The sequence below is a fragment of the Streptomyces sp. NPDC000151 genome (genome assembly GCF_040301705.1).
Taxonomy (GTDB): Bacteria; Actinomycetota; Actinomycetes; order Streptomycetales; family Streptomycetaceae; genus Streptomyces.
This window is the reverse complement of the sequence record NZ_JBEPFC010000046.1, coordinates 1-23,911: the sequence shown is the minus strand read 5'-3', so window position 1 is coordinate 23,911 and position 23,911 is coordinate 1. Positions and strand designations below refer to the sequence as shown.

25 protein-coding genes and 1 tRNA gene are annotated in these 23,911 nt (G+C 70.5%); 8 read left to right on the top strand and 18 right to left on the bottom strand.

The features are described 5' to 3' along the window. The first annotated feature begins 105 nt into the window (after positions 1-105). On the top strand, positions 106-1,086 hold the full coding sequence (locus tag ABT381_RS15805; protein WP_351593635.1) for a Yip1 family protein: 981 nt from the start codon (positions 106-108) through the stop codon (positions 1,084-1,086). Between the two features lie 143 nt (positions 1,087-1,229). Here the strand turns inward: ABT381_RS15805 and ABT381_RS15800 are convergent, their stop codons facing one another. From ABT381_RS15800 to ABT381_RS15785, 4 genes are all read right to left on the bottom strand, one after another. Further along, complete coding sequence (locus ABT381_RS15800) at positions 1,230-2,783, bottom strand: ricin-type beta-trefoil lectin domain protein (RefSeq protein ID WP_351593588.1); 1,554 nt, start codon at positions 2,781-2,783, stop codon at positions 1,230-1,232. Between the two features lie 145 nt (positions 2,784-2,928). Beyond that, a complete protein-coding gene (locus tag ABT381_RS15795) occupies positions 2,929-3,426 on the bottom strand; it encodes a phosphoribosyltransferase (RefSeq protein ID WP_351593585.1) in 498 nt (165 codons plus the stop codon). Between the two features lie 51 nt (positions 3,427-3,477). Next, positions 3,478-4,053: a dCTP deaminase gene (dcd, locus tag ABT381_RS15790; RefSeq protein WP_351593582.1), complete on the bottom strand. Its 576-nt coding sequence runs from the start codon at positions 4,051-4,053 to the stop codon at positions 3,478-3,480. Between the two features lie 136 nt (positions 4,054-4,189). Continuing rightward, complete coding sequence (locus ABT381_RS15785) at positions 4,190-4,348, bottom strand: hypothetical protein (protein ID WP_169746141.1); 159 nt, start codon at positions 4,346-4,348, stop codon at positions 4,190-4,192. 246 nt (positions 4,349-4,594) lie between these two features. On the opposite strand from ABT381_RS15785, the gene ABT381_RS15780 reads away from it, so the two are divergent. Then, positions 4,595-4,668: transfer RNA gene (locus tag ABT381_RS15780), tRNA-Gly, on the top strand. Positions 4,669-4,731: 63 nt separating this feature from the next. Here ABT381_RS15780 and ABT381_RS15775 read toward each other — a convergent pair. The 9 genes from ABT381_RS15775 to ABT381_RS15735 form a co-directional block, all read right to left on the bottom strand. Beyond that, positions 4,732-5,895: a tyrosine-type recombinase/integrase gene (locus ABT381_RS15775; RefSeq protein WP_351593579.1), complete on the bottom strand. Its 1,164-nt coding sequence runs from the start codon at positions 5,893-5,895 to the stop codon at positions 4,732-4,734. Then, complete coding sequence (locus ABT381_RS15770; RefSeq protein ID WP_351593576.1) at positions 5,895-6,098, bottom strand: excisionase family DNA-binding protein; 204 nt, start codon at positions 6,096-6,098, stop codon at positions 5,895-5,897. Before ABT381_RS15770 ends, ABT381_RS15775 begins: the two co-directional genes overlap by 1 nt. Before the next feature lie 2 nt (positions 6,099-6,100). After that, positions 6,101-7,585, bottom strand: a complete 1,485-nt coding sequence (locus ABT381_RS15765) for a replication initiator (protein WP_351593574.1) — start codon at positions 7,583-7,585, stop codon at positions 6,101-6,103. Next, complete coding sequence (locus ABT381_RS15760; protein ID WP_502965708.1) at positions 7,582-7,770, bottom strand: hypothetical protein; 189 nt, start codon at positions 7,768-7,770, stop codon at positions 7,582-7,584. Before ABT381_RS15760 ends, ABT381_RS15765 begins: the two co-directional genes overlap by 4 nt. A gap of 91 nt (positions 7,771-7,861) precedes the next feature. After that, a complete protein-coding gene (locus ABT381_RS15755) occupies positions 7,862-8,131 on the bottom strand; it encodes a hypothetical protein (RefSeq protein ID WP_351593571.1) in 270 nt (89 codons plus the stop codon). Positions 8,132-8,151: 20 nt separating this feature from the next. Continuing rightward, a complete protein-coding gene (locus ABT381_RS15750; protein ID WP_351593568.1) occupies positions 8,152-8,340 on the bottom strand; it encodes a mobile element transfer protein in 189 nt (62 codons plus the stop codon). An 11-nt stretch (positions 8,341-8,351) separates the two neighbouring features. Continuing rightward, positions 8,352-9,092, bottom strand: coding sequence for a DUF2637 domain-containing protein (locus ABT381_RS15745; RefSeq protein WP_351593566.1), 741 nt, complete (start codon positions 9,090-9,092; stop codon positions 8,352-8,354). 82 nt (positions 9,093-9,174) lie between these two features. Next, the gene (locus tag ABT381_RS15740; protein WP_351593563.1) at positions 9,175-10,524 is read right to left on the bottom strand and encodes an FtsK/SpoIIIE domain-containing protein; all 1,350 of its coding nucleotides are present in this window, start codon (positions 10,522-10,524) and stop codon (positions 9,175-9,177) included. Positions 10,525-10,526: 2 nt separating this feature from the next. Then, entirely contained in the window at positions 10,527-10,856 is a 330-nt protein-coding gene (locus tag ABT381_RS15735) for an SCO3933 family regulatory protein (protein WP_351593561.1), read from the bottom strand. Positions 10,857-11,053: 197 nt separating this feature from the next. On the opposite strand from ABT381_RS15735, the gene ABT381_RS15730 reads away from it, so the two are divergent. Further along, on the top strand, positions 11,054-11,812 hold the full coding sequence (locus ABT381_RS15730) for a GntR family transcriptional regulator (RefSeq protein WP_351593559.1): 759 nt from the start codon (positions 11,054-11,056) through the stop codon (positions 11,810-11,812). A gap of 1,390 nt (positions 11,813-13,202) precedes the next feature. Then, the gene (locus ABT381_RS15725) at positions 13,203-13,715 is read left to right on the top strand and encodes a hypothetical protein (protein WP_351593557.1); all 513 of its coding nucleotides are present in this window, start codon (positions 13,203-13,205) and stop codon (positions 13,713-13,715) included. Between the two features lie 323 nt (positions 13,716-14,038). Here the strand turns inward: ABT381_RS15725 and ABT381_RS15720 are convergent, their stop codons facing one another. Further along, on the bottom strand, positions 14,039-14,680 hold the full coding sequence (locus ABT381_RS15720) for a YceI family protein (RefSeq protein ID WP_351593555.1): 642 nt from the start codon (positions 14,678-14,680) through the stop codon (positions 14,039-14,041). Between the two features lie 218 nt (positions 14,681-14,898). Here ABT381_RS15720 and ABT381_RS15715 point away from each other — a divergent pair, with 218 nt between their 5' ends. Further along, positions 14,899-15,642, top strand: a complete 744-nt coding sequence (locus ABT381_RS15715; protein WP_351593552.1) for a DUF4232 domain-containing protein — start codon at positions 14,899-14,901, stop codon at positions 15,640-15,642. A gap of 7 nt (positions 15,643-15,649) precedes the next feature. Here the strand turns inward: ABT381_RS15715 and ABT381_RS15710 are convergent, their stop codons facing one another. Next, a complete protein-coding gene (locus ABT381_RS15710; RefSeq protein WP_351593549.1) occupies positions 15,650-16,075 on the bottom strand; it encodes a DoxX family protein in 426 nt (141 codons plus the stop codon). A gap of 109 nt (positions 16,076-16,184) precedes the next feature. Then, on the bottom strand, positions 16,185-16,598 hold the full coding sequence (locus ABT381_RS15705) for a hypothetical protein (RefSeq protein ID WP_351593546.1): 414 nt from the start codon (positions 16,596-16,598) through the stop codon (positions 16,185-16,187). A gap of 212 nt (positions 16,599-16,810) precedes the next feature. Between ABT381_RS15705 and ABT381_RS15700 the strand changes: the two genes are divergently transcribed. After that, positions 16,811-19,306: a phosphoketolase family protein gene (locus tag ABT381_RS15700; protein ID WP_351593543.1), complete on the top strand. Its 2,496-nt coding sequence runs from the start codon at positions 16,811-16,813 to the stop codon at positions 19,304-19,306. Between the two features lie 25 nt (positions 19,307-19,331). Here the strand turns inward: ABT381_RS15700 and ABT381_RS15695 are convergent, their stop codons facing one another. Beyond that, positions 19,332-20,447 carry a Gfo/Idh/MocA family oxidoreductase gene (locus ABT381_RS15695; RefSeq protein WP_351593540.1) on the bottom strand — a complete coding sequence of 372 codons (1,116 nt, stop codon included), beginning with the start codon at positions 20,445-20,447 and terminating at the stop codon, positions 19,332-19,334. Positions 20,448-20,510: 63 nt separating this feature from the next. Between ABT381_RS15695 and ABT381_RS15690 the strand changes: the two genes are divergently transcribed. Beyond that, positions 20,511-20,903, top strand: coding sequence for a winged helix-turn-helix transcriptional regulator (locus ABT381_RS15690; protein ID WP_351593537.1), 393 nt, complete (start codon positions 20,511-20,513; stop codon positions 20,901-20,903). Positions 20,904-21,003: 100 nt separating this feature from the next. Here ABT381_RS15690 and ABT381_RS15685 read toward each other — a convergent pair whose 3' ends face one another. Continuing rightward, positions 21,004-22,230, bottom strand: coding sequence for a GTP-binding protein (locus ABT381_RS15685; RefSeq protein ID WP_351593534.1), 1,227 nt, complete (start codon positions 22,228-22,230; stop codon positions 21,004-21,006). A 241-nt stretch (positions 22,231-22,471) separates the two neighbouring features. Between ABT381_RS15685 and ABT381_RS15680 the strand changes: the two genes are divergently transcribed. After that, on the top strand, positions 22,472-23,911 hold a 1,440-nt coding region (locus ABT381_RS15680), incomplete at its 3' end, for a sensor histidine kinase (protein WP_351593531.1).

Genomic DNA, 23,911 nt, shown 5'->3' with positions numbered 1-23,911 from the left:
TCCCCTAGGGGATGTCACAGGTCGGCAGCAATGCCCGTCCTGTCCGCTCTCTCCCGCCTGCGACCCGCCGGGACCAGGTACGTTCGAAGCGTGGCTGGATTCAGGATGGGTCGCGGACGGAACTCCCGCACCGCGCAGCAGGGGCAGCAGGGCCAGGCCCCGTACGGTCAGCAGGCTCCGCACGGTCGGCCTGCTCCGTACGGAGCACCGGCGCCGTACGGTCAGCAGCAGGCGCCGTACGGCCGGCAGGCGCCGCCCCCCGCACAGGGACAGTGGCAGCAGCAGGCTCCCCACGGCGGCGCTCAGGGCGCCGGCCCGCACGGCGAGCCCGAGTACTTCGGCGACCCGGGGCACGCCCCGCAGCAGCCGCCCTACGGCGGCGGCAACGCCCGCGCGGACGCACCGGGCCACACCCAGCAGTTCAGTCTGGGCGACGCGCCGGACGCGTACGGGGACGACCAGTACGGCGGTGGCCAGTACGACAACGGCCAGTACAGCGGTGGCAGTACGTACCACGCCGGCCAGTCGGCGGTCCCGCCCGCCGCTCCGCGCCTGCCGTGGAAGCAGCTGCTGACCGGCATCGTCCGGCAGCCCGACCAGACCTTCTGGCGGATGCGCGACTACGCGGTGTGGGGCCCGGCCCTCGTCGTGACCTTCGTCTACGGCCTGCTCGCGGTCTTCGGCTTCGACGCCGCCCGCGAGGACGTGCTCAATGCCACGCTCTCCCAGAGCATCCCGTGGGTGCTGATCACCGGCGTGATGTTCGTCATCGGCGGGCTGATCCTGGGCGCGGTGACCCACACGCTCGCCCGGCAGCTCGGCGGCGACGGCGCGTGGCAGCCGACCATCGGCCTGTCCATGCTGATCATGTCGATCACGGACGCGCCGCGACTGCTCTTCGCGATGTTCCTGGGCGGCGACAGCACGCTCGTCCAGGTCCTCGGCTGGATGACCTGGCTCGCCGCCGCCTACCTCTTCACCACCATGGTCCGCAGGTCGCACGACCTGCCCTGGCCCAAGGCGCTGGGCGCCTCCGCGATCCAACTGGTCGCCCTGCTCGCCCTGGTGAAGCTGGGCACGCTGTAGCGGGCATCACCGCCCACGCCGGCGACACATCCTGAGGCAGGGCCCCGTTCCGGACGGAACGGGGCCCTGCTGCATATCAACTGGCGCTGATCTCAAGCTGTTTCACGTGAAACGCTGTGTCATCGCGTGCTCACGCGGCTGTTTCACGTGAAACGCTGCGCGCCCGACCCGTCACACTTCTGCAGTCGTACCGCGTCCGTCGCCGAGGCCAGCGTCAGGCACAGCTCCCGGGCCGCCTCCGGCCGGATGGTCTGCGACCCCGCGTCCTTCACGAACCGCTGATTGGCCGCGTCCGAGCAGTTCCACAGCACCACTCCGGCCCCGGCCTCGTACTTCGCCCCGGGCACGTCCAGGCACCGGTCCTGCGTCAGCTCCACATGCACCGACCGCCGGCCGCTGTCGTACCACCAGCCCTGGTTCCGCTGGTCCTTGCAGTCCCAGCCGCCGACGGCCGTGCCGTTGCGCGAACTGCCGCCGGTCGCGTCCACACAGCTTCCCGTGCCGGCGTTCTTCAGCGGCCGGTAGGCGTCGTCCCAGGCCCCCGCGTACAGCTCGGGCTTCCCGGTGCTCGCCGGGTCCGCACAGGACGCCTCACGCAGGCCGGAGGCGTAGAGCTGGGTGAGGCAGGACGCGAACGCGGCGTGCCCGCGCGCGTTCGGGTGGAAGGACTGGCGTACGGAGTTGGCGTCCGGCGGGAAGGGGTGGGAGACGTCGACGTACAGGCCGCGCGCCCAGGGGTCCTCCATGCACACCTCGTGCCCGTGGAAGAGCCGCGAGGTGTCCAGGTACACGGCGCCCGACTCGCGGGCCGCCTTCCGCATCCCCTTCTCGAAGGCGGGGACCGCCGCGTTGCGCCCCCACGCCGAGTCGGAGGTGTACCCGGTGCAACCGCCCGGCAGCTTTCCCGGGTAATTCGGGTTGTCCTCGATGTCCGGCCCGATCGGGCTCGGGTATCCCATCACCACGAGCCGGTAGTCGCCGTCCGCGTACCCGGCGTCCCGCATCACCGTCCGCAGGTCACCGACGGTCTGCTCGACCTTCGGCACCAGCCCGTCGACCCGCGCCTGCCATCCCGGCGCGTACTTGGGCTCGCAGGTCCCCTGCAGCAGCAGCCAGCGCGTGACGCAGTCCGTCATCACCGGCCCGAACTGCAGGTCGTCGTTGGCCCCGGCCACCAGCACGACCATCTTCAGCCGGGTGTTCCTGGCCTTGATCGCCAGGCTGTCGCTCTGCACCAGCTCATCGGCGTACTGCTTGCTGCCGCCGGCCTTGATGTTCCCGGTGTACGCGCCCGAGCACGACACGTTGTACGTCACGTCCGCGGCGATGCCGGTCCGGTGGACGGCCGCGTCCGGCGACCGGTGGCACCAGTTGTCCGGGCCGTTCGTGCCCGGCTCGTACGTCCCGACGCCCTCGCCCGAGATCTCGCTGTCGCCCAGCGAGATCAGCGAGGTCTTGCGCTGCCCCATCGGGCGTTCGGCCGGGTCACCGTAGAGCCCGGTGGCCTCCTGGGCCCTGATCTTCTCCAGCTCGGGCGGCAGCGGCTTGCTGTCCGCAGTGGCCGCCGCGGCCGTGGCCCCGGCCGACGGCCGGGCCGCCACGCTCGTCCCCGTACCGGCGGCGGTCACACCACCGGTCAGCACCATCACGGCGGCGGCCGCGGTCACCAGCCGCCGCCCTCGTCTCGCACGCACCATTGGGCCTCCCCTCCGGTCTGCTGTTACCGCCGGTTCTACTCGTAGGTAGACACCGGCGGAACACCCGGCACAGGATTGGCCCGTTTTCACCCGCGCACCAACTGGCGCACGGACTAAGGAAGTTCACCTCTGGCGTCGAGAACCGTCAGGCGTCGAGAACCTGACCCTCGCGTCGCACGACCGGCGGCTCGACGCTCCACGGGAAGTTGATCCAGTCGTCCGTGCGCTGCCAGACGTACTCGCACTTCACCAGCGACTGCGACTTCTCGTAGATCACCGCGCTGCGCACCTCGGCGACGGTCCCCTGACAGAAGTCGTGCACCAGCTTCAGCGTCTTGCCGGTGTCCGCGACATCGTCGGCGATCAGCACCTTCTTGTCGCTGAAATCGATCGCGTTCGGCACCGGCGCCAGCATGACGGGCATTTCCAGCGTCTCGCCCACACCGGTGTAGAACTCCACATTCACCAGGTGGATGTTCTTGCAGTCCAGCGCGTACGCCAGGCCGCCGGCGACGAACACGCCGCCACGCGCGATGCTCAGCACCACGTCGGGCTCGTACCCGTCGTCCGCGATCGACTGCGCCAGCTCACGGATGGCGGTGCCGAAGCGCTCGTACGTCAGATTTTCCCGCACGTCAGTCACGTATCTCTCTCAGCCCTCTAGCGATTCCCCATCGCATCCGCCGTACGGTCCTCAGACCTGCGTACGGTGGAAGTTCTTGTACGAACGCGAGGGCGTCGGCCCGCGCTGGCCCTGGTAGCGGGAGCCGTACCGCTCCGACCCGTACGGAAACTCGGCCGGCGAGGTCAGCCGGAACATGCACAGCTGCCCGATCTTCATGCCCGGCCACAGCTTTATCGGCAGCGTCGCGACATTGCTCAGTTCCAGCGTGACGTGCCCGTTGAACCCGGGGTCGATGAACCCGGCCGTCGAGTGCGTCAGCAGCCCCAGCCGTCCCAGCGAGCTCTTGCCCTCCAGCCGGGACGCGAGGTCGTCGGGGAGCGAGATGACCTCGTACGTCGACGCCAGCACGAACTCGCCCGGGTGCAGGATGAACGCCTCGTCCCCCTCGGGCACGACCTCCCGTGTCAGGTCGTGCTGCTCGACGGCAGGGTCGATGTGCGGGTACCGGTGGTTCTCGAACACTCGGAAGTACCGATCGAGGCGCACATCAATACTCGATGGCTGAACCATCGACTCGTCGTAGGGATCGATACGCACCCGGCCCGCGTCGATCTCGGCCCGGATGTCCTTGTCTGAGAGAAGCACGCCACGAGGATACGCGCCCGGTACTCCCGCCTCCGCATCCCGCTTCCGCCCCGGCCCCCCGCCCCGCCTCTGCACCGCTCCCGGACAGCCGTGAGGGCCCGGCCCCCTTCCGGGAACCGGGCCCTCACCGCCCTCGCTAGCGCTTCTCCATCTGTACAGGGACCGCGTGGCGCAGCCGCGCACAGCGCGGGCACCGCAGCAGCCGACCGGGGCCGAGCCGGTCGGTGGTCTGCATCGGGAACGAAGCGGTGCTGAACACGTGCCCTTCGGCACAACGGACGACGGTGCGCTCCATCAAGTCCCTCTCCCAAACGCATGGACAACAAAAGCCACATTAGGGGATGAACTGGGCGCACTCCCAAGCGGCACTCCGAACCGGGGAAGAGTCCCCACCGTACGCCTCAACTCCCGCCCTCCGCACCCACTTACCCCCCGCGCGCCACACCCGGACATGACAAAGGCCTCACGGTCGAATACGCCGGAGGCCGGGGATGAGGTACAGTGTGCGACGATGCACCGCCGTGCAAGATCAGGCGGTTGCGCGGGTGTAGTTTAATGGTAGAACATGAGCTTCCCAAGCTCAGAGCGCGGGTTCGATTCCCGTCACCCGCTCCAGCGACTAAGGCCCAGCTCAGGGAACGAATCCCCCGGCTGGGCCTCTGTGTTGTCCAGACCGACTTAAGCGTTCCGTGCCCGCTGCGTGCCCGATCGGGCTTGATCACGGGCAGCCTTCGCCTTCAGCCGCTCAGCACGCACGTGTGCGTCGATGCCGCCAGCGACCTCCTTCTGCCGCTCCACGTCCGAGTGCTGATAGATCAGCGCGGCCCGCTCCGAGGACTGGCCGGCACGAACCATCGTGTCCTTCAAGGTCGCCCCGGAACGCGTCGAGAGCGTGTGCCCGGTGTGCCGGAGGTCGTAGAACCGGAAGTCGTCGGGCAGCCCGACCTTCGCACGGGCCTTGCGCCACTTTCGCCCGAAGGTGGACCGGCGGAACGGCTTGCCGCGCTCCCCCACGAACAGCAGACCGTTCGGCTCCTTCTCCGCGTACCAGTCGAGATGCCTCTCCAGGTCGACCGCCATGAACTCCGGCAGGACGAGGAACCGTTTCCCCGCCGACGACTTGGTGTCGCCCGGCGCACGCCGACCAGTGGTCAGCTCAGGCTCGGCTGTGCGAATCCACACACCGACGTTCTCCAGATCCACATCAAGACGGCGCATCGCGGCCTGCTCTTCTGGACGGGCAGGACCGTACGCGGCGATGTAGACCATCAGCCGCCAGCGCGGGCCCATCGCGTCGGCCAGGGCGTCCACCTGCTCAACGGTGGCAGTGGGACGTTCCTTCGCCGACTCCGTACCAGCACCTTTGATCCGGCAGGGGTTACGGCGGATCAGCTCATCCTCGACGGCGGTCTCCATGACGGCCTTCAGCAACCGGTATGCCTTGGCCACAGTCGTAGCGGCTTCCGTCGCCTTCAGCCGTTCAGCTCGCCAGGTTCGCACTCGGGGCGGAGTGATCTCGTCGAGGTCCAGGCCCTCGAAGGTCGGCAGGATGTGCAGCCGGAGCAGACGGCGGTACAGCTCATCCGTGGTGGCCGCGAGTCCACGTTCATCGACCCACTGCAGGGCGTAGACCTTGAAGTTCACGGCCCCCGCGGCAGGGTCCTGCCAGTCACCGGACCGGAGTTCGCTCTGCCGATCCGCAAGCCAGTCGTCCGCCTCCTTCTTCGTGCGGAAGGTCTCGGGTGCCGGCCGGTCGATCCCATCGGGCCCCAAGTAGCGCGCCTGATACCGCCCCGAAGGCAGCTTGCGCACACGACCGAACGAGCGCTTCTTCCCCGCCATCAGGCCACACCCCGCAGGCGCCGCGTAGAGGGCGCGACGGTATGCGCCGTGACGAAGGCCTCCACGACGCGCTCAGGGATGCGGACGTGCCGACCGATCTTGACGTACTCGATCCGCCGTTCCTCGATCAGCCGACGCGGGAAGCGGACCGTAGTACCGAGCCGGTCAGCGACCTCCTGCACGGTCAACAGCCGATCAGCCATGGTCAGTGCTCCCCTTCGTTGTCGAGTTCGGCGCGGACTTCGCGGGCGATGTCGCGGTTGGCTTGGATCTCGCGGGCGATGTTGGCGGCGAGCCAGGATTCGCCGGGGGTGTGGCCGTGTCCGGCGTAGGCCCAGTGGGCGACGACGCGGGTGGTCGCCTCCGGGTGGTCGTCGGGGTCGGGGAGGCCGAGGGCGGCGCGTTGCTGGGCGGCGCGGTAGTCGGCGCGGACCTGGCGGAGGGCGCCGAGGGTGGTGGAGTAGCGGCGGGATTTGGTGGAGAAGTGGCCGCGGAAGCCGAGCATGTGCGCCCAGGCGGCGAGCTTGCGTTCCGGGTAGAGCGCGGTGAGGTGCAGGCAAGCCGCCATGAGGCGCCGGGTGTGATCGGGGATGGACAGGACGGTGAGGTCCTCGCTCGTTCCACTGCCCTTGCACTTGCTGCACCGGCTCAGCGGCGAGCCGAGGCGGTCGTAGCGGGCGGAACGGCCGGTGCCCTGGCAGGTGCGGCAGTGGACCGGAGTGTCAGTGCCTCCGGCGATTTCGGCGGCCTTGGTGGCGTACTTGGCCACGTAGGAGGCCACGGCCTGCTCGGTGAGATCTTCCCCGGCTCCGAAGGCGCCGATGGCCCGGACGTCGAGCTGGGTGCCCCAGCGCAGGGTGCGGGCGGGCTGGTCTCCGGCCGGGGGAAGCTCGATCTGTGCCCGGGCAGCAGCGGCGCGGAGTGCGTCGGTGAGCAGGTCGATGGTGGCCCAGGCCGGGGGCGCGGTGTCGGGGCCGGTGGGTCCGTCGAAGCGGATGACGGCGTGGAAGTGGATGGCGCCGCGCTTTTGGTACTCGGCGACCTTGCCGTAGGAGACGCGAAGCTGTTCCTTGAGCGCCTTTTGCGTGATGCCGGCGCGCTTGGCCAGCTCCCGGGGCAGGTAGATGGTCACGTACCGCCACAGGTGTCCGGCGTGGTTGTTCCACAGCACCGCACCCGCGTAGTCGTAGCGGGCCGGGTCCAGCGCGGTGCCCAGGGCCGGGTCGTCCTCGGCGTGCTGGACGCCGCAGCGGCAGGGACGGCGGCCGTTGTCGGGGCGGTTGTGGACCGGGCCGAAGGAGGGCGCGGTGAGTGTGGCGAAGACCCGGGGGTGATCGCGAACGGTTTCCGGGGTGTTCTTGGCCGGGTCGCCGGTCAGGCCCGCGCGGATGAGGTGGTAGGTGTCGCCCGCGTAGGTCCAGGCGCAGGAGGGGCAGCGGGAGGCGCGGCGGTTGCCGCAGGCGACCCGGAGCCGTCCGCCGGGTTCATGGTCGGTGGCGTAGGTATGCAGGACCGCCCCGGTGGCCGGGTCGACCATCTTGGTGGCGCCGGTGAGGTGGATGGGGCCGGAGCAGCCGCCGGTGCGGCGGATCTGGTCTTGCCAGCGGTCGAAGCCGGGGGACCCGGCCACCTTGAGCACGTCGCTCAGGGTGGCCGGGTCCAGGCCCGCCAGGGTGGCGGCGTCACTCACGCGGCCACCTCACGAGCAGCTGCACGACGGGTCACGGTGCCGGTGCCCTCGCATGTACGGCAGACGACGGTGAGCGTCTTACGGGAGCCGTCGGGGTTGGTCTGGCCGGTGGTGATGGCGACGGTCGGGAAGCCGTCGCAGTCGGGGCAGAGCCGGACGCGGGCAGGGGTGTGCTCGGGCATCATGAAGGTGTCCCTTTCGGGTCAGCGGATCTGGAAGGGGTGCAGGCGCCCGGGGCGGCGGATACTTGGACGTTGAGGCCGTCCCGGGGGCCGTTTAGCGCTTGCGGGCGAGCTTGAGCGAGATGCCCGCGCCGCCCACGGTGGGGACGGCGGCTGCGGCGGCTGCGGCCGCGATCTGGAAGGCCACGGCGAGCACGATGATGACCACGGAAGCGCCGAGGGCGATCGTGATGGTCAGCAGGATCGGGCCCGCGTAGGAGCGGGTCGGGGCCTGGATGACGACGACGTCGCCGGGGTGGACGCTGGCCGGGATCAGGTCGGCCGGGCGGTGGTTGGCGCGGAGCTGGGCGTCCGGGTAGCGCATGGCCTTGCCTCCGTCCGGGGTCAGGGGTTGCAGCGGTGGGTGCGGGCGGCGAGTTCGGCGGCGGAGCGGTCCGACTTCTCGACCGAGAAGCGGCAGCCGGGCGCGGTGCAGGAAGCGGTGTGCTTGGTGCGTCCGCGTCCGTCGTTGTAGGAGCCGACCTGGACGGGGCCTAGGCGGGTGATGTTGTAGAAGCGGTTCGGGCGGGCCATTTGCTCTCCTTTCAAGCGAGTTGGGCGGTGATGGCGTCGGCCAGCGTGGGCGGGACGCCGAGCCGGGCGCGCAGGGTGGCGGAGTCGATCGGGGTGCCGGTGGCGGCTTGGTGGGTGTCGGCGACCTTGCGGGCGTGATCCAGCAGGGCCGGAGGCACCGAGGGCGCCGACGCGACGGGCCGGGGCGAAGGCGCGACCGGTGCAGGTTCCGGCGACGGCTCCTCAGCCGCTTCGGGCACTTCCTCGGGCACCGCAGCAGGTGCGGGCAGTTCCGCCGGGGGCGGTTCCGGGGCGCGTTCAACGGTGACCGGCTCGGCGGCCGGCATGGGCTCCGAGACCGGGGCCGGGTCGGTGACGAGGGTGTGGACCTGCCGCATCAGGGCGCCGAAGGCCAGCAGGGCGGCGGACGGCGGTACGGCCGCCACCACGTAGTCCAGGAGCGGGGCGTCAGTGCCGACGCCTGCAACGTTGAGACCGATGCTGCCGAGCGATCCGGCGACCGTGAGGCCGATGGCCCACCAGTCGGTGACGTGGCGGAGCGCGGCGCGGAACATCAGGACCTCACCGGCCAGGATGAACAGGTCGATGGTGCCCGGCCAGGCCCACCGACGTACCGGGGAGGTGGCCAGGCCGTGGGACTCAGCGACTGAGGCGAGGTGGGCGTAGGAGAGCCAGAACGCGGCGATCGTGAGGGCCATGATCACGGCACCGGCGACGAGGATCGCGGTCCGTTCCGCCTGCGGCTTGGTCATCGCCTCCTCCTTTCGGTTTCAGGCATGGGCGGGGTAGGGACCTGGCGCGAGACGGTCACGCCAACCGGGGAAGAAGGTGGTGCTACTCGGTGACGGGCACCGGTTTGACCAGCGAAGGCGCCTCATCCGGCGTCGATTCGGCCGACATCGCGGGGCGGAACGGGGCCAGGAACGGCGGATGCGGGGTGAGGTGGGCGAACTGGCGGCAGATGGCCGCGGCTTTGGCGGGCGTCATTTCCGGGGTGCGGATGCGGGACCAGCCACCGGAGGAGTCCCCGGCCACCGCGACACCGGGCCGGTCCGCGATGATCGCAGTGGCGGCCACGACCGCCTCCGAGGACACGTCACCGAGGCCCATTTCGGCGGTCTGCTTGTCGTTGACCCGGTGGACGACGCGGCCGGTCAGCTGGGCGCGGAGCATGGTGGCGCCCTTGCCCAGCTCGGAGCCGAACCGCTGCCCGCAGATCTCCAGGAAGATGCCGACCGCGCGGGCCATCTGGCCCAGCCGTACCAGCTGCATGACCATGCGGTCCCGGCGTTCCTCGTCCTTCTTCGCGGCGGTCAGGAACAGCTCGGCCACCTCGTCGACGAGGAGGACCAGCGGCACGGGCCGGACCTTTTTGGGCAGGTCCCAGAGGTCCGAGACCTGGTAGTCGCTCAGCAGGTCGAAGCGGCCCTCCATCTCCTGCACGAGCGCATCCAGCAGCCGGGCGGCGTCCTCGGGCGTGGTCACCAGGGCCGAGAGGCGGGGCGCATAGACGCTCTGTTCGACCCCTCGTTTGCAGTCGATGCCGATCAGGCCCACCGACAGCTGTGCGAGCCCGGAGATGAGGTTGCGCTGGTACATCGACTTGCCCGACTGGTTGGCGCCAAGCGTCAGGGCGTGCGGGACCTTGTGGTAGTTGCGGACGTAGGTGGTGCCGTCCTCCCGCAGAGCCACTGGCACCTCCATCGGCCCGGGCTTCTTGCGACGCTGGCGCGGCATACGCACCCGTCGCAGCACGTCATAGCCGGTCATCCGCAGTTCCACCACGCCCGGCCGGGTCTCCACCACGTTGACGGAGTGGACGCCCCAGGCATGGCGGAGCCGGTTCGAGGCCGCCGCCACGTCCGAGGGCTCCAGACCGGCGGTTAGCCGGAGCGAGACCCGCAGGCCGGTCGAAGTACCCCGGATGCTGCGAACCCTGGGCGGGACCGGCTGCACCTCACGGCGGGCGACGTTGCGGACCATGAACGCCCGCAGGCGAGACGGCTGCACCGTCAGGCCACACACGTCCATCGTGGTCCCGTACGTCCACTTCACCCGACCCCAGGTGACCGGCAGGCCCACCAGCGACCAGTACACGCGCGGGGCGCGGGCCTTGGCGTAGCCGAGGCCACCGACACCGGCGAGAGCACCGGTGGCCTCCAGCACCGTGGTCACGTCCGTCATGATCAGGCACCCGCCGCAAGAGCTGCCGCGCGGAAGGCGATGCCGTGCCGCTTCTCGCCGTTGAACTCGTTCTCCCAGTCCCGCGCCTTCAGCCCGACGACCGAGACCGGCATGCCCGGGGTCAGGCCCTCGGGGACGCCCGTCTCCGGCACGGACACCTGGTAGAGGTTGCCCTCACCCTCATCCGAGACCAGCAGGCCCACCGTCATCAGGTCGGCGCCGGTCTCGCGGTCCTTGGCGATCTCGCCCGTCTTCCGGTTGGCGACCTTCGGGGTCGGCGCGGTCGCGACGAACACCACAGCGGTCGACGTGTCGATCTTGAACGAAGGCATAGAGCACCCCTTGTTGCTGGGGAGGTCACCCCTTCCGGCGGCCTCTCTAGACATCTACGAGTGAAGCGCAGATCTCTAGAGACGTCAATAGAGATCTCTAGAGATGTTCCCGCGTGGCGGGAAGGGGCACCAGGCCCGGATGCAGCGACGTAGGCATGTCCTAGGCTGTCTAGAGAGGATGAAAGGAGGGAGACGCAATGACCGCGAATAACGGCGTTCGGCAGCCGAAGTACCAGCGCATTGCTGACGCGCTTCGGGAGGCAATTACGGCAGGTGAGTACGGTCCTGGTGATCGCTTGCCAGGCGAGAACGACCTCATGGCGAAGTACGAAGTGGCCCGGATGACGGCCCGGCAGGCTCTTGGAGTCCTGCAGAACGAAGGGCTCGCCGAGTCACGTAAGGGTGCCGGCGTGTTCGTCCGGGCGTTCCGACCGCTGCGACGACGCGGCATCCAGCGCCTCTCCCAAGAGCAGTGGGGCTCAGGCCGCTCTATCTGGTCGGCCGACACTGAAGGTCGCCAGCTCACCGTGGACCAACTCACCGTCACCGAGGAGCCGACTCCTGAGCGGATCGCGGGGGTCCTGGATGTCGACCCGGAGTCGGCTGTCTGCGTCCGCAGCAGGCGATTCGTCCTCGACGGAAAGCCGGTTTTGCTGGCCACGAGCTACCTGCCCGCAGAGCTCGTCGCAGGTTCGGCAATCACCCAGGAGGACACGGGACCGGGCGGTACGTACGCCCGCCTTGCTGAACTCGGAGCCAAGCCGGTCCACTTCCGCGAAGAGGTTCGGTCCCGCATGCCTTCCCAGGACGAAGCGAAGCGGCTCAACCTCTCCATGGGCACGCCGGTGATGCTCATCTGCCGGACCGCCTTTGCCGACGGAGGCCGACCTGTTGAGGTCAACGAGATGACCCTGGACTCCGCCTCGTACGTTCTTGAGTACGACTTCGACGCCTAGGAGCTCCCAGTGATGGGGTGGGGAGCTGTTACAGGTTTCTCTACCTCATCAAGCCCCACCCTTCGGGCGGGGAGAGGAGGAGGGCGGGGATCACTCGGTGGTTCTCGCTGAGGGGTGCCGTTCCCTGCCGGGCCTACCTGGTGCCGATCACTTGGGGTTCGCCGGTTGATCCCGTGGACACCGATCTAGGCCAGCAACCACCATGTGCCGTGGCAGCCGGGCACTTCGCGGCAGACCCATCGGAAGCCGTCCGGCTCGCGGCTGTGGCCTTGTGGGGGCTCTTGCCTTCGGCATCCGGCTCGCAGGCCAACGGCTGTGCCAGCCGCCGCTAGGAATCACACCCCACCGGCCCGCCAACGGGCCGGCGCGGGCACGGGGACTCGGGCGCCGCTCCTGCCTTCGGCCCGCTCCGCCCGGCCCCGCGCCAACGAAGCTGCCACGGGGTGATTCCCTACACGCTTTGCCCCGCCCAAAGCAGCACCGGAACGAGCAGCGCTTCCCACCGGCCAACACCACCACCGACTGATCCCAGGACCGCCACGGGCACCCACCAGGCCAGGCGAAGCAGCCCCACCGAGGCCCGAGTCTCAGGGCGAGCCCAGACGGGGAGCCCCGAGGGCGGCGAGAAGAGTGCGGATGAGAAGTGGTGAGGGTGGGGCGGAAACGGTGAGCGGTTTACGTGACAGGCGCACTGCCGACCGCACCATAGGTCCTAGTCCTGTGGAGAAGGCCAGCTACGGGAGAGGCGGGGACAGGGCGGGCGAACGCTCCCGGCGAAGACGCTGGCATGGGGCGGGCCGCCGTACCGACGCCGTCACGGATGCTCCAGCGTGAGCGGACCAGGCTCCAATACGTGGCTAAGGGGGAGCTACCTGCTGCCGCGATATGGCCGAGCCCGTCATGGGCGCTCCGCTCACTGCCGGGCAGAACCCGGGCGACCAAGCCGCTCTCGCGAATCTAGTGGGCTGCAGCGACAATCGAAAATGGAGGTACCGCGATGAGCACGTACACATACGAGGTCACGTATCGCGACGATCCGGAAGACCAGCAGTCCTTTAAAACGATCGAAGTGACGACGGACCGGCCGTACTGGAGTGAGGATGGGTTCACGATCTTTGAACGCGACGGCCAAAGGCTCCTACGCCTGCGGAACGACTGGGTACCCGTGGTCCGTCTCGTTGGAAGTGAGTGAAGCCACCGCGGACAAGGCGGGTGATCAGGGGTGGTTGCTGTACAGCACAGAAGTACAGCAACCAGCGCGACCGCCCTTGGCTACCAGCACCCGGCAGGGACCGACTGACCTGCTCCGCGGACCTCCGCAACCTCACTGCCGGTAGTTCGCAACGCGGCGTAACGATGTCGCGCCGATCACTGCCTGCACAATGAAGGCGTGGACGCGGGCATCGCTGCATTGATCGGTACGGCCATCGGTACTGGCGGCACTCTGGGCTCTACCTGGCTGGCTGGTCGGTACCAGGGGCGGACTCAATACGCGCAGTGGCGCCGACAAGGCCGACGAGATGCCTACAGCGCACTCATCGCTGCCGTAACGGCGCATAGAGAGGCGGCCGACAGCCTCATGAGGCTCTTGGACGACACTTACAGCCCCGACGACGCCTCGCGAGCATTGGAGCATCTCAACCGGCTCTTGCCTGCAGTGCGCGCGGCAGCACCGGTAGTGGCTGTGGAAGGCCCTGCCGACGTGTCAGCCCTGGCCCAGGACATGACTCATGGCGCCATGGAGCTCACTAGTGACATCGATTACTACGTCACAGCCGCCCAGCGGTTTGACGGGCCCGTACAGTCCGACGCAAATCGCGTCAACGAACGCCTGCTCGACCTCAACGGCCAGTTGGGCAAGTTCACGGAACAGGCCAGCACAGCCCTCAACTCACAGAAGTAGGCTCAGCGTTGCACGACCGGCGTAAGGCACCGACAGTCTATGCGGTCAACGCCGACGTGCCCGCTGTGTGCCCGATAGGCCGGTGATTCACGGGGAATACGGGTGATCAACGAGGGGTCGACCGCACGCCGCATGCGAGGCATTCCAGCAGGTCAGCAGCATTTTTGCTGCCCAAGTGACCCGTGATTCCCAAGCTCAGAGCGCGGGTTCGATTCCCGTCACCCGCTCCAGAGTTGAGGCCCAGGTCAGTGACCTGGGCCTTGTTTGTTGTCCGGGCCGGTCCCCCTTGGGTCTCCCTCGCCGGCGCCGGGGCGGGGGTTTCGTCAGTCGACGGGGAAGGTGCGGATGGCGGCGATGTCGAACTGGAGGCGGACCTTTTCGCTCACCATGGCGCCGCCCTGGGCGAGTTTGGCGCTGTAGGTCAGGCCCCAGTCGGAGCGGTTGATGGTGGTGGTGCCGTCGAAGCCGACCCGCTCGTAGCCGAACGGGTCGGTGACATGGCCGATGTAGGTGAGTTCGAGCACGACGGGCCGGGTGATGTCCCTGAGGGTGAGGTCGCCGGTCATGCGGTAGACGTCGTCGCCCGCGAGTTCCACGGCGGTGCTCGTGAAGGTCATGCGCGGGTAGCTCGCGGCGTCCAGGAAGTCGCGGCCGACCACGTGTGCGTCGCGCTGTTCCACGCCGGTGTCGATGCTGGCGGTGGACAGCGCTATCTGCGCCTGGGAGCGGGACGGGTCTCGGCCGTCGAAGTAGAGGCGGCTCTCGTACTCCGTGAAGGCGCCCCGCACCGTGGTCACCATGGCGTGCCGGACGGAGAAGCCGATCCTGCTGTGCGCGGGGTCGATCATCCACTCACCGGTGAGCGGAGCGAAGGCGGGGTCGGGCAGAACAGCGAGGGCGGAGGGCGCCGACGCGGCGGGGGACGCCGCGCGGCGGGAGGAGGAGCTGCGGCCGAACAAGTTCATGGGGAACGTTGTTACTTCAACGTAAGTACGGGCGCAACCCCTGTTCAGGGGGCGGAATGTGAGACTCCGGTGAAGGGTGACGCGTCCGTACTCCCCGAGGACGCCGCAAGCACGCCGCACGTTAGCGCGGTGTTAGCCGATCAGCAGTGGGGGTGGCGAGGGTAGGTGGTGCGGAACGGAAGGGCCGGCCGCACCGACGCCACCACCAGGGGGACACCATGACGCACAGCACCCGTCGCCACGGCCGCAAGGCCGCCGCCGCGCTGCTCGCCGCCACCGCGCTCGCCCTCACCGCCTGCCAGAGCGGCGAGTCCGGCGCCGCGGGGGCGGACTCGCCGGCGTCGTCCACCGGCAGCCAGGCCGACAGCGGCTCCACCGACAGCAGCTCCACCGGGTCCGCCGGCGGCCCCGCGAAGGACTCCTCGGACTCGCCCTCTCAGGCGAGCGCGGGCGCCGCCGACGGTTCCGGTACGGACTCCGGCTCCCAGGCCGACTCCGGGAGCGGCGGCTCGTCCGGCACCGGCACCTCGGCCGCCCGCTGCACCACGGCGAACATGACGGCCGGCTGGGGCTCCGAGGGCGGTGGCCGCCCCGACATGAACAGCGACCAGCAGCAGACCGCCGCCGTGTGGTTCAAGAACAACGGCAGCGGCGCCTGCACGATCAGCGGCTTCCCCGGCGTACAGCTCAAGGGCACCGACGGCACCACCTGGGACCTGCGGCGCTCCGCGAAGAAGCCCGCCCCGGTGACGCTGAAGCCGGGTGAGAACACCCACTTCACCTTCCGGCTGCTGCCCTCGACCAGCGACGAGGACCGGAAGGTCGAGCCGGCTCAGGTGATCGTCACCCCGCCGAACGAGAAGCAGCACTTCCAGCTGAAGTGGCCCTACGGCGGCGCCATCCTGGACCAGTCGGGCGCCACCCGCCCGGGCACGTTCGTGAACCCGGTCGGCGCCTCCTGAGACCGGTTCAGCGGCCGGCCCGTCGCGCGACGCCGCGGGCCCACAGGACGAGCGGTGCCTGCAGCGGCAGCCGGGCGAGGGCGGCGGTCCGCAGCGGCGCGGGGCGGTGCCGCCAGTCGACGGCCATCTGGACGTTCGCGGGGAAGACCCCGACGAAGAAGGCGGCCGTGGCCAGCGCGGCCACCCGCCGGGTACGGGGATGGGCCACACCGGCCGCCAGCGCCAGCTCGGCCACGCCGCTCGCGTACGTCCAGCCGCGCGCCGAGCCGGGCAGCGCCCGGGGCACGGTCGCGTCGAACGGCTTGGGCGCGGCGAAGTGCAGGACACCGGCGCCGGCCAGCAGCCCCGCGAGCAGCCTGGGTGAACGTCCGGTGCGATCGGTGCGGTCGGTACGGTCGGTGCGGTCGGTGCCGCTGTCGGCGGTGGGGGACATGACGCCTCCTGAACGGGCCGGGAGTGCGGCCGGGAGCAGAGCCGGGAGGCGCGACATTACTCCGGAGTAATGTCGCGGATAAGGGACTTACCGCCAACCGTGACCGGCGTCACCGCTCGTGAATGTGCTGATCGCGCCCCGCCTGATAGACGCGGGCCGAGCCGGAGGCCGTGGCGTGCTGGGTGATCACCGGAGCGGACGGGGGCGCGTCGGGGGTGACCTCGGCGAGGAGGGTGCGCAGGTCGTCGGCGATGTCGGGCCGGGCGGCGAGGAGCCGGCGGATGCGGCCCTGCCAGTCCCGGCGCAGCTCGTCCTCGGTCTCGTCGTCGGCGGCGTCGCGGGCCGTGAGCAGATCCTCGCGGGCGGCTTCGAGCTCGGCCGAGACGGCGTCGGCGCGCTCGGGACGGGCCCGCCGCCACAGTCCGACGAGGCCCTCCCGCACGCCCTGCCACGCCTCGGTGGCCATCAGCGTGACGAGCGTCGTGCCGGCGGTGCCCGCCAGCGCCGCGATTTCCGGATCCATCGGCCGTCCCCCATCTGCGTGCAGCGGCTGCGCGCGGATTTCCCCGCGTTCTTCCCTGTCTGCACGGTACGGGAGGAGGTCGGCGTCCGTACGCATTCCTCTCCAGGTCACGGGTACCGCGTACCCGGCCCGATCCTGCGTTGCCGGGTGGCGCCCCGGATCCCAGCATGGGAAGGGTCGGTTCGACGGGAAAGCCGGAGAAGGGTTGATTCATGCGGGATGCACCGGGGACCGGGACGGCGTCGGAGAGCGGCGAGCGGACGGACGCGGCACCATCCGACGCGGGCGCGGCACCGTCCGGCGCAAGCACAGCGCCATCCAACGCGGGCGCACGGGCCGGTACCGCGCTGTCCGACGAGGACGTGCGCGCGCTGGACGCCCACTGGCGGGCGGCGAACTACCTCGCCGCGGGCCAGATCTACCTGCTGAGCAACCCCCTGCTGAGCGAGCCGCTGGCACCGGAGCACATCAAGCCCCGGCTGCTCGGCCACTGGGGCACCTCGCCCGGCCTCAACCTCGTCTACACCCACCTCAACCGGGTGATCGTCGAGCGGGATCTCGATGCGATGTGCGTCTGGGGGCCTGGGCACGGCGGCCCCGCGGTGGTCGCCGGGTCCTGGCTGGAGGGCAGCTACTCGGAGATCTATCCGGACGTCAGCCGGGACGGGGCGGGCATGGCCCGGCTGTTCAAGCAGTTCTCGTTCCCCGGCGGGGTGCCGAGCCATGTCGCGCCCGAGACGCCCGGGTCGATCCACGAGGGCGGTGAGCTGGGGTACTCGCTCTCGCACGCGTACGGGGCCGCCTTCGACAACCCGGACCTCCTGGTGGCCTGCGTCGTCGGCGACGGCGAGGCGGAGACCGGGCCGCTGGCCACTTCCTGGCACTCGAACAAGTTCCTGGACCCGGTGCACGACGGTGCCGTACTGCCGATCCTGCACCTCAACGGGTACAAGATCGCGAATCCGACGGTGCTCGCCCGGCTGCCCGAGGAGGAGCTGGACGACCTGCTGCGCGGCTACGGGCACGACCCCTTCTACGTCACGGGCGACGACCCGGCCACCGTGCACCGCGCCCTGGCCGCCGCCATGGACCAGGCACTGGACCGCATCGGCGCCATCCAGCGCGGCGCCCGGGACGGCTCCGCCACCGCCCCGCCCGCGCGGCAGCCCTGGCCCATGATCGTGCTCCGTACGCCCAAGGGCTGGACCGGCCCGCGCAAGGTCGACGGCAAGCCCGTCGAAGGCACCTGGCGCGCCCACCAGGTCCCGCTCGCCGCCACCCGCGAGAACCCCGATCACCTGCGCGCACTGGAGCGCTGGATGCGTTCCTACCGCCCCGAGGAGCTGTTCGACGAGCACGGCAGGCCGCGCGCCGACGTGCTGCGCTGGGTGCCCGAGGGCGCGCGCCGGCTGGGCGCCAACCCGCACGCCAACGGCGGGCAGCTGACCCGCTCCCTCCCGATGCCGCCGCTGACCGAGTACGCCGTACCGGTCGAGCACCCCGGTACCGAGCTGCACGAGCCGACCAAGGTGCTCGGGCAGCTGCTGGAACGGGTCATGGCCGACACCGCGGACAGCCGCAACTTCCGCCTGGTGGGCCCGGACGAGACCGCGTCGAACCGGCTGCAGGCGGTGTACGCGGCGTCCGGCAAGAACTGGCAGGACAAGCTGCTGGACACCGACGAGGATCTGGCACGGGACGGCCGGGTGCTGGAGGTCCTCTCCGAACACACCTGCCAGGGCTGGCTGGAGGGCTATCTCCTCACCGGCCGGCACGGCCTCTTCTCCTGCTACGAGGCCTTCGTGCACATCGTCGACTCGATGGTCAACCAGCACATCAAGTGGCTGAAGGTCACCGGCGACCTGACCTGGCGCCACCCGATCCCTTCGCTCAACTATCTGCTGAGCTCGCACGTCTGGCGCCAGGACCACAACGGCTTCTCGCACCAGGACCCGGGCTTCGTGGACCACGTGCTCAACAAGTACCCGCCGGCCGTACGGGTCTACCTGCCGCCGGACACCAACACCCTGCTCTCCGTGGCCGACCACGCGCTGCGCAGCCGGGACTACGTCAACGTCATCGTGGCGGGCAAGCAGCCCACCTTCGACTGGCTGGACATGGACCAGGCGATCGCGCACTGCGCGCGGGGCGCGGGCGTGTGGGACTGGGCGGGCACCGAGCACGGCGGCGCGTCCCCGGACGTGGTGCTGGCCTGCGCGGGCGACGTACCGACCCAGGAGGTACTGGCCGCCGCCGCGCTGCTCCGCGAGCATCTGCCGGAGCTCGCCGTACGGGTGGTCAACGTCGTGGACATCGCGCGGCTGCTGCCCAGCGGCGACCATCCGCACGGGATGCCGGACGCCGAGTACGACGCGCTGTTCACCCCCGACCGGCCGGTGATCTTCGCGTACCACGGCTACCCGTGGCTGATCCACCGGCTCGCCTACCGCCGCACGGGCCACGCGAACCTGCACGTGCGCGGCTACAAGGAGCACGGCACCACGACCACGCCCTTCGACATGGTGGTCATGAACGACCTGGACCGGTACCGGCTGGTCATGGACGTCATCGACCGCGTGCCGGGCCTCGCCGTACGGGCCACGGCCCTGCGCCAGCGGATGCAGGACGCCCGCACCCGCCACCACGCCTACATCCGCGAACTCGGCACGGACATGCCGGAGGTGGCGGACTGGCGCTGGCCGTACTAGGACGGTCTCCGCAACATGATCACCGTCATACCGTGACGCGCTCCCCCGAGGCGGCCGCCTGCTGGATTGAGGCGAGCAGCCGCTGGCGCCTTGCCGCGTGCGCGAAGTCCGGTACGTATGCGGTGCCGTCGGTGAGGTCGGCGAGGATGCGGGCGTACTGGGCACCGACGTTGTACGGGGTCCGGCCCGCCACGTCGCCGAGCGCCGGGACGTCGTAGTAGCGGGCGGGCACCGGCAGTTCGGCCAGGGCGGCGGCGGGACCGCGGGCACCGCGCACGGTGAGGACGGCCTGCTGCAGATGGCCCGAGTCGCCGCTGACGACGAGGTCGCCGTCCGTGCCGTTGATCTCCCAGTGGAAGTCGGTACCGCGCGACAGCCCGCCGCGGAAGTGCACCGATGCCACCGCGCCCGAGGCGAGCAGCCCGTTCACCGCGATCTGGTCCTCGGCGGTCATCGGCGCCGGGCGACCCGTGCCCTCCTCGCGCACCGTCGGGCGCCGCGTGGCCGTCACCGCACCCACCTCGGCGAACTCACCCAGCACCATGGAGAACGCGTCGATCGTGTGCCCGAACGGGATGGTCAGCATCGTGGCGCCGTTGTCCCGGTCGAGCAAGTAGGCCCCGTCCGGACGGAACTCCGCTCCCCAGCCCCGTCCCGAGGCCACCAGGCTGGTGGACAGCACCTGGCCCACATAGCCGTCGCCGACCAGGTCGCGGAGGTACCGGACCACCGGCGAGGTACGGGCCTGCAGCCCGACGAAGGTCCGTACACCGGCGGCGGCCGCGGCCGCCGCCAGCTCCTCGGCCTCCGCAACCCCGTTGCCCAGCGGCCATTCGGAGAGCACCGCCTTGCCCGCTCCGACGGCGGCCAGCACGGCCTCCCGGTGCAGCGGCACCTTCACGCTGACCGCCACGAGATCGACCTCGTCGCTGCGGACCAGCTCCTCGGTACTGCCGAAGGCCAGCGGAACGCCGTACTTCTCGCCCGCCTCGCGCGCCGACGCGGCGCTGCTCGCCGACAGGGCGCGTACCTCGAGGCCGTCCAGCCGGGACAGCGCGGGCAGATGGGCCTGGGCGGCCCAGCCGCCGCGCGCGGAGAGTCCGACGATGCCGACGCGGACCGGTGCAGTGGGGTTCGTCATGGCCCGGACGCTAGGCGGGCATGCCTGATAACCCGCAAGGGCCCTTGCTATCTTCTGGGAACCATGACTGCTCAGCGCACTCTTCACGACCGTGCGGCCCCGGCTTCGCGGCACGACATCTACGCACTGCTCTGCCCCGGCCGGGCCGTCTTCGAGCTGCTGGCCAACAAGTGGACGGGGCTGGCGATCACCGCGCTGGAGGACGGCCCGCGCCGGTTCGGCGAGCTGCGCCGCAAGCTGGAGGGCGTGAGCCCGAAGGTGCTCACCCAGACGCTGCGGCGGCTGGAGGACCACGGCCTGGTCCTGCGGACGGTCTACGCGGAGGTGCCGCCCCGAGTCGAGTACGAGCTCACCCCGCTGGGCCGGGGCGCGCTGGAACCGCTGGCGCACCTGCGGACGTGGGTACGCGCCAACACCGGCAGCTTCGCGGAGAAGGTGCCGGTGCCGGACGCGTGACCGGCGGGCGGACGCCGGCCGCGTGACCGGCGGGACAGGCGCCGGCCAGACTTCGGGGATGCCCGGCGAGGGCTGCCGGGCCCGTCGGGCATCCCCGGGTTCAGGGGGTCGGGGCCGGTGTCAGGTCCCAGGCCGGGAACGGGTCGTCGTACGTCGCCCAGGCCGCGGGTCCGTCGGCCAGTTCGCCGGCGGTGAGCAGGGCGTCGGCCAGCGCGTCACGCAGCGCGTCGGCCCGCAGCCCGGTGCCGATGAACACCAGCTCCTGGCCCTGGACGGCGGGCCGGTCCTCCGCGGCGCGCTCCTCGGCGGAGTGGCCGTTATCGGACCCGTGGTCGTGGTCGTGATCGTGCACACCCGACGGCTCGAAGCGGGCCACCGCGCCCGCCTGGGACCACAGCCCGGTGACGTCGGGACGGGTAGCAAGTGTGAAGAAGCCCTTGGAGCGCAGCACCGTTCCGTACGTACCGGCGTCCAGCGGGCCGGTCACCAGGTCCCACAGCCGCCCCGGATGGAAGGGCCGCGGGTCGCGCAGGACCACGGAGGAGATGCCGTACTCCTCCGTCTCCGGCACGTGGTCGCCGTTGAGCTCGGCCACCCAGCCCGGCGCCTGCTCGGCCCTGGCCAGGTCGAAGAGGCCGGTGCCGAGGATCTCGGCGGGCGGGACCACGCCGCGTACGGTCCGCAGCACGCGGGCCGCCGGGTTGAGCCGCCGCAGCGTGGCCGTCAGCCGGTCCGCCTCCTTCGCGGAGACCAGGTCGGTCTTGTTCAGCAGGATCACATCCGCGAACTCGACCTGGTCGATGAGGAGATCGCTGACGGTCCGCTCGTCGTCCTCCACCGGCGCCAGGCCACGCTCCACGAGGTCGTCGCCGCGGCCCAGTTCGCCGTCGAAGTTCACCGCGTCCACGACGGTGACCATGGTGTCCAGGCGGGCGATGTCGGTGAGCGAGGCGCCGTCGTCCCTGGCGAAGGCGAAGGTCGCGGCGACCGGCATCGGCTCGGAGATGCCGCTGGACTCGATGAGCAGGTAGTCGAAGCGGCCGGCGCGGGCGAGCCGTTCGACCTCTTCGAGGAGGTCGTCGCGGAGCGTGCAGCAGATGCAGCCGTTGGTCATCTCGACCAGCCGCTCCTCGGTGCGGGAGAGCGCGGCGCCGTCCCGTACCAGCGAGGCGTCGATGTTGATCTCGCTCATGTCGTTGACGATGACCGCGACGCGCAGGCCCTCGCGGTTGGCGAGCACATGGTTGAGGAGGGTGGTCTTGCCGGCGCCGAGGAAACCGGAGAGCACGGTGACCGGCAGCCGGCCTTCGGGCGGCGTGTGGTTCATACCGGGAACGGTAGCAGATGATAATCATGTTCAACAAGGGGCGAGAGTGCGCCCTGGTCGGCCACGGGTCGCGGCACAGCTGGTGACGCACCGGGAATTCCGGTACGGACAGGACGTCAAAAGATTGTCATGACGCGGAAGTTGCCCGCCGGTAGGAAGCGGATAGGGTGCTTCCGATCTTCGCTTCTCCTGCGCCCGCAGGGCCCGCTTGCGATGCCGCGACCGCCCGAGGACCCGTTTGATGACAGCTCAGACACCCGCTCGTCCGCAGACAGCGCGCCCGCCCGCGGTGGCGGCGCTGTACGCGTTCCTCGTCGCCCTCGTCGTGACCGGCGGCGCCGTCCTGTGGGCGGTATTCGCGGGCCCGACGACGCTGCGCACCGAACTGGCGTGGGGCTGCGGCACGGTGGCCGCGGTGCTGAGCGTGCTGCTGGCGGTCACGGTGTACGCGGTACGGACCGCCGCCCGGCACCGCGCCCGGATCGCGGAGCTGACGGCCGCCGCCGACCGGCTCGCGGACGAGACGCTGCCCGAGGTCGTGGCCCGGCTGCGGGACGGCGCCTCGGTGGGCACCGCGCTCGGCCACACCACGATGCCCGCCGACGAGGCGCACCGCCGGATCGTGGAGACGCTGGCCACCGAGGTCGGCCGCGGCGAGCGGATGCGCGCGGCGGCGATGTCCGCCTGCGCCAGCGCGGCGGGCCGGGTCCAGGCGCTGGCCACCAGCATGCTCGCCGACCTGCGCGACATGGAGCACCGGCACGGCGAGGAGGTCCTCGGCGACCTGCTGAAGCTGGACCACACCACCGCGCAGGCGGGCCGGCTGGCGGACAGCATCGCCGTACTGACCGGCGCCCGCTCCGGCCGCCGCTGGAACAAGCCGATCACCATGGAGAGCATCCTGCGCGGCGCGATGGGCCGGATCAGCGCCTACCGCCGGGTGCGGCTGCACAGCAGCAGTACCGCGGCGGTGGCCGGGCACGCGGCCGAGGGCGTCATGCACGCGCTCGCGGAGATCATGGACAACGCCACCTCCTTCTCGCCGCCCACCTCGACGGTGCACGTGTACGTCGAGGAGGCCCAGGCCGGCATTGTGGTCAGCGTCGAGGACAGCGGCCTAGTGATGACCGAGACGGCGCTGCGCAACGCCGAGGCCGCGGTGTCCGCCAAGACGCTGGACCTGATGTCGCTGTCCGGCACCCGGCTCGGCCTCGCCGTCGTCGGCTGCCTGGCCGGCAAGCACGGCCTGACCGTCTCGTTCCGCCCTTCGGCCCGCGGCGGTACGAGCGTGGTCGTGCTGATCCCGCAGCAGCTGGTCACCCAGCCGCCGCCCAAGCCGGCCGGCCGCCGGACCGAGGTCCCCGAGGTGCCCGTCGCGGGGCTGCGGGCGGCGCACGACGCGCAGGCCCACGAGGTGCACGAACGGGACGCGCACGAAGGCGGCGTACGCGAACGCCACCGGCACGGCAGCGACGTGCACGACCGGCCCGCCGGCCGTGCCGCCCGCCCCGCCTCCGGGGCCGGGGAAGCCCGGGAGACCACCGAGTACGCCCGGGAAGCCACCGAGTACGCGGCGGAGACCACCGAGTACGCGGCGGAGACCACCGACCACCACCCCACCGTCCCCGACCGGGACACGGGCGCCGCGCGCGGCGGGGGCGCGTCGCGGGGCCCGGACGAC

Coding starts and splice junctions, on each gene's coding strand:
- ABT381_RS15805 (WP_351593635.1), top strand. CDS start 106: ATGGGTCGCGGACGGAACTCCCGCACCGCGCAGCAGGGGCAGCAGGGC.
- ABT381_RS15800 (WP_351593588.1), bottom strand. CDS start 2,783: ATGGTGCGTGCGAGACGAGGGCGGCGGCTGGTGACCGCGGCCGCCGCC.
- ABT381_RS15785 (WP_169746141.1), bottom strand. CDS start 4,348: ATGGAGCGCACCGTCGTCCGTTGTGCCGAAGGGCACGTGTTCAGCACC.
- ABT381_RS15775 (WP_351593579.1), bottom strand. CDS start 5,895: ATGGCGGGGAAGAAGCGCTCGTTCGGTCGTGTGCGCAAGCTGCCTTCG.
- ABT381_RS15770 (WP_351593576.1), bottom strand. CDS start 6,098: ATGGCTGATCGGCTGTTGACCGTGCAGGAGGTCGCTGACCGGCTCGGT.
- ABT381_RS15760 (WP_502965708.1), bottom strand. CDS start 7,770: ATGATGCCCGAGCACACCCCTGCCCGCGTCCGGCTCTGCCCCGACTGC.
- ABT381_RS15755 (WP_351593571.1), bottom strand. CDS start 8,131: ATGCGCTACCCGGACGCCCAGCTCCGCGCCAACCACCGCCCGGCCGAC.
- ABT381_RS15750 (WP_351593568.1), bottom strand. CDS start 8,340: ATGGCCCGCCCGAACCGCTTCTACAACATCACCCGCCTAGGCCCCGTC.
- ABT381_RS15745 (WP_351593566.1), bottom strand. CDS start 9,092: ATGACCAAGCCGCAGGCGGAACGGACCGCGATCCTCGTCGCCGGTGCC.
- ABT381_RS15740 (WP_351593563.1), bottom strand. CDS start 10,524: ATGACGGACGTGACCACGGTGCTGGAGGCCACCGGTGCTCTCGCCGGT.
- ABT381_RS15735 (WP_351593561.1), bottom strand. CDS start 10,856: ATGCCTTCGTTCAAGATCGACACGTCGACCGCTGTGGTGTTCGTCGCG.
- ABT381_RS15730 (WP_351593559.1), top strand. CDS start 11,054: ATGACCGCGAATAACGGCGTTCGGCAGCCGAAGTACCAGCGCATTGCT.
- ABT381_RS15720 (WP_351593555.1), bottom strand. CDS start 14,680: ATGAACTTGTTCGGCCGCAGCTCCTCCTCCCGCCGCGCGGCGTCCCCC.
- ABT381_RS15715 (WP_351593552.1), top strand. CDS start 14,899: ATGACGCACAGCACCCGTCGCCACGGCCGCAAGGCCGCCGCCGCGCTG.
- ABT381_RS15710 (WP_351593549.1), bottom strand. CDS start 16,075: ATGTCCCCCACCGCCGACAGCGGCACCGACCGCACCGACCGTACCGAC.
- ABT381_RS15705 (WP_351593546.1), bottom strand. CDS start 16,598: ATGGATCCGGAAATCGCGGCGCTGGCGGGCACCGCCGGCACGACGCTC.
- ABT381_RS15700 (WP_351593543.1), top strand. CDS start 16,811: ATGCGGGATGCACCGGGGACCGGGACGGCGTCGGAGAGCGGCGAGCGG.
- ABT381_RS15695 (WP_351593540.1), bottom strand. CDS start 20,447: ATGACGAACCCCACTGCACCGGTCCGCGTCGGCATCGTCGGACTCTCC.
- ABT381_RS15690 (WP_351593537.1), top strand. CDS start 20,511: ATGACTGCTCAGCGCACTCTTCACGACCGTGCGGCCCCGGCTTCGCGG.
- ABT381_RS15685 (WP_351593534.1), bottom strand. CDS start 22,230: ATGAACCACACGCCGCCCGAAGGCCGGCTGCCGGTCACCGTGCTCTCC.